General features: G+C 44.5%; 8 protein-coding genes. 6 read left to right on the top strand and 2 right to left on the bottom strand.

Annotation, left to right across the window (positions count from 1 at the left end; all coding sequences use genetic code 11):
- Position 1: 1 nt before the first annotated feature.
- The 5 genes from ftsA (at position 2) to ACFFGT_RS22445 (ending at position 7,458) form a co-directional block, all read left to right on the top strand.
- On the top strand, positions 2-1,345 hold the full coding sequence (gene ftsA, locus ACFFGT_RS22465; RefSeq protein WP_377024757.1) for a cell division protein FtsA: 1,344 nt from the start codon (positions 2-4) through the stop codon (positions 1,343-1,345).
- Positions 1,346-1,474: 129 nt separating this feature from the next.
- Complete coding sequence (gene ftsZ / locus ACFFGT_RS22460) at positions 1,475-3,088, top strand: cell division protein FtsZ (RefSeq protein WP_377024756.1); 1,614 nt, start codon at positions 1,475-1,477, stop codon at positions 3,086-3,088.
- Positions 3,089-3,517: 429 nt separating this feature from the next.
- The gene (locus ACFFGT_RS22455; protein WP_377024755.1) at positions 3,518-4,762 is read left to right on the top strand and encodes an aminotransferase class I/II-fold pyridoxal phosphate-dependent enzyme; all 1,245 of its coding nucleotides are present in this window, start codon (positions 3,518-3,520) and stop codon (positions 4,760-4,762) included.
- 768 nt (positions 4,763-5,530) lie between these two features.
- Positions 5,531-6,964 (top strand): glycoside hydrolase family 125 protein, encoded by a 1,434-nt coding sequence (locus ACFFGT_RS22450; RefSeq protein WP_377024754.1) that lies wholly within the window; start codon positions 5,531-5,533, stop codon positions 6,962-6,964.
- Positions 6,965-7,278: 314 nt separating this feature from the next.
- Positions 7,279-7,458 carry a BF3379 family histone-like protein gene (locus ACFFGT_RS22445; protein WP_090529881.1) on the top strand — a complete coding sequence of 60 codons (180 nt, stop codon included), beginning with the start codon at positions 7,279-7,281 and terminating at the stop codon, positions 7,456-7,458.
- 198 nt (positions 7,459-7,656) lie between these two features.
- On the opposite strand, the gene dapA is transcribed toward ACFFGT_RS22445, so the two are convergent.
- Complete coding sequence (dapA, locus tag ACFFGT_RS22440; protein ID WP_377024753.1) at positions 7,657-8,553, bottom strand: 4-hydroxy-tetrahydrodipicolinate synthase; 897 nt, start codon at positions 8,551-8,553, stop codon at positions 7,657-7,659.
- A 233-nt stretch (positions 8,554-8,786) separates the two neighbouring features.
- The gene (locus ACFFGT_RS22435; protein ID WP_377024752.1) at positions 8,787-10,625 is read right to left on the bottom strand and encodes a UbiD family decarboxylase; all 1,839 of its coding nucleotides are present in this window, start codon (positions 10,623-10,625) and stop codon (positions 8,787-8,789) included.
- 166 nt (positions 10,626-10,791) lie between these two features.
- On the opposite strand from ACFFGT_RS22435, the gene ACFFGT_RS22430 reads away from it, so the two are divergent.
- Positions 10,792-11,628: a sulfite exporter TauE/SafE family protein gene (locus ACFFGT_RS22430; RefSeq protein ID WP_377024818.1), complete on the top strand. Its 837-nt coding sequence runs from the start codon at positions 10,792-10,794 to the stop codon at positions 11,626-11,628.
- The last annotated feature ends 87 nt before the right edge of the window (positions 11,629-11,715 follow it).

Here is an 11,715-nt window from a genome sequence, read left to right as displayed (position 1 = left end):
TATGGACAAAAGCTCAACTCAGGAAAAAAGTTCGCCAATTGTAGTAGGATTGGATATCGGAACTACCAAGATATGTGCCATTGTTGGGCGCAGGAGCAGGAACGGGAAGATTGAGGTTTTAGGGATTGGCAAAGCCGAATCTGCCGGTGTAACGCGCGGCGTGGTTTCAAATATAGATAAAACAGTACAGGGCATTCACCAGGCGGTGGATGTGGCGGGCTCGCAATCAAATGTGGAGATCAGGGTAGTGAACGTGGGTATTGCCGGGCAGCACATCAAAAGCCTGCAGCACCGCGGTTTAATTACCCGCCGTGACCTGCAGTCAGAGATCAGCCGTAAGGATATTGATAAGCTGATTGAGGATATGTATAACCTGGTAATGCCTCCGGGCGAAGAGATCATCCATGTATTGCCGCAGGAATTTACGGTAGATAACGAACCGGGGATTAAAGATCCGATAGGTATGGCGGGTGTTAGGCTTGAGGCCAACTTCCACATCATATCGGGCCAGGTAACCGCTATCAAAAATATTGTTAAATGTGTTAACAAGGCAAGCCTGGAAAGCCAGGAACTGATCCTTGAGCCGCTGGCATCTTCAGAATCTGTTTTGAGCGAAGAGGAAAAAGAAGCCGGTGTGGTATTGGTTGATATTGGTGGTGGTACTACCGACGTAGCCATCTTTCACGAAGGGATCATTCGTCATACGGCCGTTATCCCTTTCGGAGGTAATAGCGTAACCGAGGATATCCGCGAAGGCTGTTCGGTAATGCGCAACATTGCCGAGCAACTGAAAGTAAGGTTTGGATCGGCCCTGGCTGATGAGAACAAGGAAAACGAGATTGTATGCGTTCCGGGTTTACGCGGCAGGGAGCCTAAAGAAATTTCGGTAAAAAACCTGGCTTATGTGATCCAGGCGCGTATGGAAGAGATTGTAGAGCATGTTTATTACGAAATCAAATCATCAGGTTACGAAAAGAAACTGATAGCAGGCATCGTAATAACAGGCGGCGGCGCGCAGTTGAAACACTTGCGCCAGTTGGTTGAATTTGTTACCGGTTTGGATTGCCGTGTTGGTTATCCTACCGAGCACCTCGCCAAAAACGAAGTGCTGCCAAAAAATACGTACGAAGAATTGCAAAGCCCGACTTTTGCTACCGGCATTGGTTTGCTTATTAAAGGGATCCAGAAAATGGAGTACATGAATGAAGCAATCCCTGCCGAAGTAAAAACGGCTAAACCCAAATTCGATGCTAAAAGCAAAGAAGGTGGCTTGTTAGACAGGCTGCTGAAAAAGAGCATCACATTTATTAAGGATGACATTAAGGATGAGGACTTTCTGAAATAATAATTATTCACAAGGGTTAAACTTATTCACATTGCTCACAATTGTGGAAAAACCTTGTTGAAAAAGTGTTATTATTACAATGGTAAAATCTAATGTTGGTTGATTTACATATAGCTGAAAACGAAGATTATGCATTTTGAAATGTTAAAAGAAAAATCGTCGATCATCAAGGTAATTGGTGTTGGCGGTGGTGGTGGAAACGCGGTAAACCATATGTACAGGCAAGGAATTACCGGTGTTGATTTTATAATCTGCAACACGGATGCCCAGGCATTGGAGCTGAGCCCTATACCTAACAAGGTGCAGTTGGGTGCCAGTTTAACTGAGGGCATGGGTGCAGGCTCAATACCCGAAGTTGGCAAAAATTCGGCTATTGAAAATATTGACGATATTAAACAGATGTTGGGCGTTAATACCAAAATGCTGTTCATTACAGCTGGTATGGGCGGTGGCACGGGTACAGGCGCAAGTCCTATCATTGCCAAAGCAGCGCGAGAAATGGATATATTAACAGTGGGCATCATTACCACGCCTTTCTCTTTTGAAGGAAAACGCCGTAAAATGCAGGCTGATGCCGGTTTAGAAGAACTGCGTAAATACGTAGATTCATTCCTGGTGATCTCGAATGACAGGCTCCGCCAGATTTTTGGTAACCTGACCATGAGTTCGGCATTTGCACAGGCTGATAATATATTGACCACGGCTGCTAAGGGCATTGCCGAGATCATTACCTTACCGGGTTATATAAACGTCGACTTTAAAGATGTGCGCACGGTGATGAAGGATAGCGGTGTATCTATCATGGGCAGCTTTAGTGCCGATGGTGAAAGCCGTGCCTTAAAAGCTGTTGAAGGTGCTTTGGCATCGCCGCTGTTAAAGGATAATGAAATTGAAGGTGCAAGGTATATTTTGCTGAACATCAGCTCGGGCCTTAAAGAGGTTACCATGGATGAGATCAGCGTAATTACCGATTACATACAGGAAGAAGCCGGTTTAGCTGCCGACCTGATCTGGGGTAACTGTATCGATGAAAACCTGGGTGAGCAATTATCGGTTACTATTATCGCTACCGGTTTCCAAACTCAGGATGAACGTGAAAAAGAGCATAGCAACAAGAAAATAGTTTCAATGCTGGTTCCTGAAGAGCCGCAGCAGGCAAAACCGGTTAACGAGTTTATTAAGCCTGTAAAGGCTAATACTCCTGCCGAGCCTTACGCTAAGGTTCCTAAAGAGGATGCCAAACAGGCCGGTTTGTTTGATATGTTTGCCGGCAGCCGTCAGGAAGAACCTGCTGTGGTAAGGCACAGCCTGATGCACGAGGAAGAGCCCGAAGCTGATAATGAGCCGGATACTGCCGGGTTCACTTTTAAAATGAGCGAGCCGGTTAGTTACGAGCAGCCTGTTAGGGAACAGCCACGCATGCCCGAACCGGAGCCGGAACCTGCTCCAGTACCGCAAGCGGTTGTTGGTGCTGATGATAACAAAACCAACGAATCGATAGAGGAACAGTTGAAAAAATCGCGCGAGCGGATCATGAGGCTGAAAGACCTAAGCATGAAACTGCGTACCGGTAATATCCAGGAGCTGGAAAATGTACCTGCTTACAAACGTAAGGAGATTGCTTTACAGGATACCCCGGCATCTGACGAAAGCCAGATCTCCCGTTTTTCCCTGATGCAGGATAGCGAAGGTAATGTTGAGATCAGGAATAACAACTCATACCTGCACGGGAACGCTGATTAAGGGAGAATCAAGACTTTTAGAGTCAGGAAGCAAGATTTGTAAAATAGTCAAGACAGCAAGATTCAAGAGGCAAGAAAAATAAAACCACAATAATTGAATGGGAGATCGACAAAAGAATTAAATCTGGTAGTTGATCTCCCTTTTTTATTGAAGTCCGAAAAGCTGTTAAAAAAGCGTCATTGCGAGGTACGAAGCAATCCCAAACTATACAGGGCGGACTTACCGATCGGGGATTGCTTCGTACCTCGCAATGACGGGTTAAGATCTGTCATATGTTTTCCTGGAGCTTGAATCTTGCCGTCTTGGTTCTTTCTTCTTAATTTCTTGCTTCTTTCCTTCAAGTTATAACCTATTCTAAAAAGTTATAGCTATTGTTTAAAGGTGTTTTAACGGCTATATTTGCATTTAAATTTATAAAAACAATTCATTTTGGATTTATTTGATAAAATAACAAAAAGCCTGGGTGGGCCGATAGGTCAGCATCAGAAGTGGTCGCATGGTTATTTTTCTTTTCCTAAGCTGGAAGGTGAGATTGGCCCGCACATGGAATTTAAAGGAAAAGAGCATTTAGTTTGGAGCCTTAACAATTACCTTGGTTTGGCTAATCATCCCGAAGTGAGGCAGGCCGATGCGCAAGCCGCTGCTGATTATGGTATGGCTTACCCTATGGGCGCAAGGATGATGTCGGGAAACTCAATCCACCACGAAGAGCTGGAAAATAACCTGGCAACCTTTGTTGGCAAACAATCGGCCTTTTTGCTTAATTACGGTTACCAGGGAATGGTATCGATAATTGATGCCCTGGTTGACAGGAATGATGTTATTGTTTATGATGCTGAATCGCATGCCTGTATCATTGATGGCGTACGTTTACATATGGGTAAACGCTTTGTTTACCAGCACAACGATATTGAAAGCTGTGAAAAACAGCTGGAGCGTGCAACCCGCTTAACCGAACAAACCGGCGGCGGAATCCTGTTAATTACCGAAGGTGTTTTTGGTATGTCGGGCGCGCAGGGCAAGCTTAAACAGGTTGCCGAACTTAAAAAGAAATTCAACTTCCGTTTACTGGTTGATGACGCGCATGGTTTTGGTACCATGGGTAAAACGGGTGCAGGTACGCATGAGGAGCAGGATTGTATGGATGAGGTGGATGTGTACTTTGCTACCTTCGCCAAATCAATGGCCGGTATTGGCGCTTTTGTAGCAGCCGATCAGGATATTATCCATTACCTGCGCTACAATATGCGTTCGCAAACATTTGCCAAGGCATTACCTATGCCAATGGTATTAGGTTTGAAAAAGCGTTTCGAAATGCTGAAAACCCAGCCCGAGCTTCGCGAAAAATTATGGCAGATAGCCAACGCGCTGCAACAGGGCTTAAGGGAACGTGGTTTTGATCTTGGTGTTTCAAACACCATGGTTACCCCCGTGTTTTTAAAAGGCGACCTTTTTGAAGCTACTTCTTTAACCCGCGATTTGCGTGAGAACTATGGCATCTTCTGCTCAATAGTAGTGTACCCGGTTATCCCTAAAGGCTTAATTGTACTAAGATTGATCCCAACCGCCTCTCATAGCTTAGAGGATGTACAGCGCACCCTTGATGCTTACAGCTCAATTGGCGAAAAGCTGAAAGCCGGTTATTATAAAGAGAATAAACTGGAAATTGCTTAATAGTAAATCTGGCAAATAACATAGGTAGCCCCGGAGATGATCCGGGGCTTTTTTGTGTAAACAAAAAAACTCACCTGCCATCTTCACGCGTCATTGCGAGTATTCACCAGAGAAACCCCGGAAAAAATGGTGATGACGTGTACAATATATTTAGCGATGTTGTGCAGGGGTCGCGTTAGTGATAGTAGCGGATACCGGCCTTGTGGCTAATGCCTGTGCAGTATGAGCGGATAGCACGGGTCGCAGGCAACGCCCATATTCATAAATCGATCAAAAAAACATACTTAATAATCAATAACTTACAATCACGTCATTATAAGGTATGAAGCAATCCCCGATAAGCAGCTACCATATGTAAACATCTTGTAAACGAATATTAAACAATAAAGCCGAATGTCATTTCGACGAACCGGTTGGGGAATGTGCGGGTGTGGTGAGGAGAAATCTTATACACCCTGCTCTAAACCATACTTACGGCTCTGCAAGGCGTATAAGATTTCTCTTTCGCTCCTGCGCGCAGCCCAGCCCTGCTCTATCGAAATGACATTTTCTTTTAATAAAAAGATGTGTACACACAGTAGGATAAGCAAAGCGGCTATGCAAGTCCCTCTGTAGAGTTGGGGATTGCTTCGTGCCTCGCAATGACGATTTTATTAAGATCAATCTGAACTCAAAAACCTTGATAAAACGTTTTCTAAATTATTTTAGCAAGCTTTTTTGTTTAACTGAAACGCTTTTCTATTTTTACGGCTACCATTACAAAACCATATGTTAAGCAGACGACATTTTATAAAAATTAACGGCGTTGCAGCTGCCGGGATCGGTTTAGGTTTAACTCCCGCATTTGCTTCGGCAATGGCCCCGGCTTTTGAAAGCCAGCGCCCAAAACTGGCCGACCGTAAGTTCACCAGCAAGGCTGTTGAGGCCATCATTAAAAAAGTTAAGGCCGATATTAAAGATCCTGAAGTTGCCTGGCTTTTTGAAAACTGCTATCCCAATACTTTAGATACTACGGTAAACTATTCTGAAAAGGATGGTAAGCCTGATACATTCGTGATCACCGGTGATATTAACGCCATGTGGATGCGCGATTCATCGGCTCAGGTTTGGCCGTACCTGCCGCTTATTAAAAATGATCCTGCACTTAAAAAGCTGATCCAGGGTGTGCTGAGCCGCCAGGCTAAATGCGTGATCATTGACCCATATGCCAACGCCTTTAACGAAGGCCCAACAGGCAGCGAGTGGGACAGCGACCGCACCAACATGAAACCCGAACTGCATGAACGCAAATGGGAGATCGATTCACTTTGTTACCCGGTAAGGCTTGCCTATAACTACTGGAAGATCAGTGGCGACAGCAGCTTCTTTGACGATAACTGGCAAAAAGCAGGTAAGATCATCCTTGCCACTTTTAAAGAACAGCAGCGTAAGGATGGTAAAGGCCCGTACTTTTTCCAGCGTAAAACCGAAACTGCAAGCGATACCGCGCCAAACAGGGGCTATGGTAACCCGGTTAAGCCTGTTGGCCTGATCTGCTCTATCTTCCGCCCGTCGGATGATGCTACCATTTATCCCTTCCTGATCCCGTCAAACTATTTCGCGGTAGCAAGCTTAAATCAAATGGCCGAAATGTACAGCACCATAGGTCATGATAACGCTACTGCTGATGCCTGTAAAGCTTTGGCTGCAGAGGTTCAGGCGGCACTTAAGCAAAACGCCATAGGTCAGCACCCTCAATTTGGTCAGGTTATTCCGTTTGAGGTTGATGGCTACGGTAACCAGTTGTTCATGGATGATTCAAACGTGCCAAGCCTGCTGGCTTTGCCTTACCTTGATTCGGTAAAGGTTGATGACCCCTTGTACCAAAGCACCCGTAAGTTTGTGTTAAGTGATAGTAACCCTTACTATTTTAAAGGCACCGCTGCCGAAGGGATTGGCGGTCCGCACGTAGGTATTGGATACATATGGCCAATGGCAATTATTATGCGGGGTATTACTTCAACCGATAAAGCGGAGATTGTACAGTGCATCAAATGGCTGAAAAGTACCCATGCGGGTACAGGTTTTATGCATGAATCATTCAATAAGGATGATGCTAAGGACTTTACCCGTAAATGGTTTGCCTGGGCTAACACTTTATTTGGCGAGTTGATACTAAAAGTGCATGAACACTATCCTGATATACTGCAGCAGACTTTTTAAACCTGCTGAATATATTAATACTTGAAAGTATTTTAAATACCACCTTATGGTTGTATAGAGTGCTGTGAATATTATTTATATTGATTTATAATTTGTATTTTAATTATTAATCAAACTTATTTTGAAGTATAAGTTTGATTTAAACTTTTTAATATAAAATAAGCGGGGGCTAATAAACCAAAAGCGTCAAAAATGTGGAAAAAAACCACTGTTAAGGCCGTATTTTTTGGCTTCAAAAGTTTTTAATTAGCAAAAAACATTTTAGCTTAGCTTAATTAAAACAATAAACCTCAAATTTTAAAAGGAGTAATTAAATGAAAAAATTTACTGAAGTAAAAGAGCTTGTAGCAGCTTTAGAGGCCGACGCCGATAAATTCTACAATAAAGGAAACAGCGCTGCCGGTACACGTGTACGTAAAGGCATGCAGGATCTTAAAAACCTGGCACAGGCTATCCGCCTTGAAGTTCAGGAAGCTAAGAATAAAGAAGCTTAGTAAGATTTTATCATCTTATTCCAATAAAAAACCCGGTCCATGGATCGGGTTTTTTATTTTGTATAGTATTTAAAACGTATCTATAAAAAAACGTCATTGCGAGGTACGAAGCAATCCCCGACTTGCAGGTTCGCCCTGTATAGTTTGGGATTGCTTCGTACCTCGCAATGACGTGAAGTAGAGAGTTCTTATAAATTTTTACGCCTTTACCGCTACCGGCGCCAGTTTTTTAAGCTCTTCAGCAATAGCATCAGCAGTTTTTTCGCTTACCTGTACCAGCGGTAGCCTTACGGTATCACCGCAAATACCTAATTGCTTCAGCGCAGTTTTAACACCTGCAGGGCTGCCTTCGGCAAACATTAAACGGGTAAACTCTATCAGGCTAAAGTGTGCGGGTTGCGCGCCTTTGTAATCATTGTTAAGCAAAAGCCTTACCATATCAGATAGCTGGCGAGGCAAAGCATTACCAATAACCGATATAGCACCAACGCCACCCAAGGCTATCATTGGCAAAGTAACCGGATCATCGCCCGATATAAACAAGAAATCCTCAGGCTTATCGCGCATCAACTGATTAAATAGGTCGAAATTGCCCGATGCTTCTTTAATTCCGATAATGTTTTTAAACTCTTTTGCCAGGCGTACTGTTGTTTCGGCACTAATGCTGCTGCCCGTACGGCTTGGTACATTATACAGGATTATAGGCAGTTTAGTATTTTGTGCTATCGCCCTGTAATGCTGATAAATACCCTCCTGGGTAGGTTTATTATAATGCGGGCTTGATGAAAGTATAGCATCATAGCCTTCAATATCAAATGATTTTATTTGCTCAACAACTTCATGAGTATTATTACCGCCTATACCGGCTACCAGGCCAACGCGCTTATTTACCACTTCGGCAGTGAAAGCCCAAACCTGCTTTCGTTCAACCTCGTTCAATGTAGCGCTTTCGCCGGTTGTACCTAAAGACACAAGGTATTCCACCCCGCCATCAATCAAATGTTCAATCAGGTTTTTCAACCCGTCGTAGTCAATTTGACCATCCGCATGAAAAGGGGTTACCATAGCTACCCCTGTTCCGTAAAATATATTCATGAGTAAAATTAAAAGGATGCTAATATAGTGATTAGTGAGCGGAGATTGGTGTTTAGTTGCCGGTTTATTTTTTGAAAAACAGCCTTGGTTTCGTTTAAAGTTAGATTTTGGGGTGTGGAATTACATTTTACCCCATCCGTCATTGCGAGGCACGAAGCAATCCCCGATAAGCAGGTCCGCCCTGTATAGTTTGGGATTGCTTCGTGCCTCGCAATGACGCTGTGGAGATATTATCAAATTACCCCAAACAACGATCCTCCCTTTTCACCAAGCTTATCTACCGTTTTTTCAACCTCGGGTACCCGTTCCAGCACGGGGGCATGATGTGGTTTTATCCGGGCGTCAATAATCAGCGGACCTTTGCAGCCCCAGTGTTTGTGCTCGGTAAAGCTGCCGACGCCGTAAATATCATGCGATGGGTTACTGCGGGTAAAGGTTACCCAAACAAAATTGTTGATGGTTTGGGCGGCGAAAGGGGCATCATCACAAAGTACTATCAGGGGCAGGCCACTTAAATCCTCATCCTGTAAATGATATTCAATAATGCTGATGATGTTATCAATATCCTTATGATTGATGTGTTTGGGCACTTCAACCATGAGTACGCCGGGCATAGCCATTTTATAGCCGCTGACAGGGCGGGGGAGGTTGAACCAATCGGGCAGTTCTGTCCAAAGCTCCCGTTTAGTCTCGCCGGCAACAGTAACTGCCAGTTTGCTGCCGGAGTTTAGGCCGCTGCCGCTATAGTCAAGTGTATCGATGGTGGTGTTGGTATGAAAATGCAGGTCGCGGGTAAGGTCTATCCTTTGCAAAATATGCTTCAGGAACCCACCTACATCGTTTACATTAAGTTTAGGATCATCCTCCTGTGCGGCAATGAACAGATATTTAGCCAGGCTCAGCTGACCTTTACCCAGTATATGATTGGCAATAGTCACTATCTCCTGTGGCTTACGCTCTTTAAGGTAGGGGGTGTAGCGTTCGCTGCCTATAGCAAAAAGCAGGGGGTGTACACCAGCCGCATCAACCGCATTAACAGCATGCAAACCGGGAATTTCTTTTGGAATGGCCGAGCCGGTTATTTCATGGATCAGCGCCCCGAAGCTGGTATCCTCCTGTGGCGGCCGGCCAACCACGGTAAATGACCATACGGCATCTTTACGGTGATAAACATTGTGCACTTTCATCAATGGGAAAGGGTGTACAAGGCTATAATAACCCAGATGGTCACCAAAAGGGCCTTCGGGTTTATTTTCGTGCGGCATAACGGTGCCGGTGATCACGAAGTCGGCATCGGCCGAAATGCAAAAGCCTTCAGCGTCATAAAAATAACGGAAACGGCGCTTGCCCAATGCACCTGCAAAGGTCATTTCAGACAGGCCTTCGGGCAGGGGCATTACAGCGGCAACGGGGTGCGCGGGTGGCCCGCCTACGAAGATACTTACTTTTAACGGCTGCCCTTTGGCATTGGCTTTGGTTTGGTGTACGCCAATGCCCCGGTGGATCTGGTAATGCAAACCAATCTCCTGGTTTTGTATATATTCGTTACCAGCCAGTTGGATGCGGTACATGCCCAGGTTGGCGTTCATAATACCCGGTTGATCAGTATCTTCAGTATATACCTGCGGCATGGTAACAAATGGACCGCCGTCCATAGGCCAGTTTACTATTTGCGGGATCTCGCTGATGCTGCATTTGCCAAATTTGATTGGTGCGCCCATACCGCTTTTCATAGGCAGTGCCGAAAGGGCCGTTAAGCCAACACCTGCATATTTAAAAGGATTTTTTATGGCTTTTATCGGGTCGTTTTTGATATCAACCAAAACCTTGATCTTCTCAAGCGTATCCCTGAAAATAAATTTCGACCTGTCGAGTGTACCAAACAGGTTGGATACTGCCGGGAATTTACTACCCTTTACATTCTCGAATAATATGGCAGGCCCCTCGTTTTCAAATACACGTAAGTGTATCGCGGCCATTTGCAGGTAAGGGTCAACCTGTTCCTTAATGCGAATGAGATGACCATTTTTTTCGAGATCGGTAATGCAGGCTTGTAAACTTGAGTAACCCATGCAGCGAAATTAGCGTTTTTTTTATTTGGTCATTCATTTCATTGTCATTGGGCATTTACATAATCAGATAACAAATGGTAATCGCCTATTAACATAAACGATGACTTAATGATCCGGCGATCTAATGATAAAATCCTTACTTTCGCATCAATTATCAATTGCCTCTATGTCGGTAACAGTACTTACGCTTATTATACTTGTTGGGTCGTATTTGGCGGGTTTATTAGGCTCGTTAACGGGTTTAGGCGGAGGTGTTGTTATTATTCCCCTGCTTACCATTTTACTTGGTGTTGATATCCAGTATGCTATTGGTGCATCGCTGATCTCGGTTATAGCCACATCGTCAGGATCAGCGGCGGCTTATGTTAAAGAGGGTATCACCAATATCAGGCTTGGGATGTTTTTGGAGATAGCAACTACCGCAGGTGCTATGGTTGGCGCGCTGATAGCGGTTTATATCCCTACAAATTTTATAGCAGTTTTATTCGGTGTTATCCTGATCCTTTCGGCGGTGATGTCGCTGCGAAAAAAAGCCCAGGAAATCCACCAGCAAAAAAGTGTACTTGCCGAAAAGCTGAAACTAAACGGCAGTTTCCCAACCCCGGCTGGTGAAGTAGCCTATTCGGTAAGGAATGTAGGCGGTGGTTTTTTTATGATGCTTTTTGCCGGGGTGATATCGGGCTTGCTTGGCATAGGCTCAGGGGCGCTGAAAGTTTTGGCGATGGATGGCATTATGCGTATCCCTTTTAAGGTATCAACCACTACGAGTAATTTTATGATAGGGGTTACCGCTGCTGCAAGTGCGGTGGTTTACCTGCAGCGGGGATATATTGATCCGGGCCTTTCCATGCCGGTTGCCATAGGCGTTTTGTTAGGTGCATTAACCGGGTCAAAAATACTGGTGCATACCACATCATCGGGCTGGCTTCGTTGGGTATTTGCACTGGTGGTTACGTTTTTGGCATCGCAAATGATATATAAAGGAATTACAGGGACTATATAGTTCATTGGTTCAATTGTTCATTAGTGCTTATCTAATGGGTCATATGGGTTGCCTGGCAGCCAGACTAATGAACAATATACCAATGAA

It is taken from the genome of Mucilaginibacter angelicae, from assembly GCF_042434235.1.
GTDB lineage: Bacteria > Bacteroidota > Bacteroidia > Sphingobacteriales > Sphingobacteriaceae > Mucilaginibacter > Mucilaginibacter angelicae.
The sequence above is the reverse complement of the archived record's forward strand: the minus strand, read 5'-3'. Positions and strand labels throughout refer to the sequence as shown.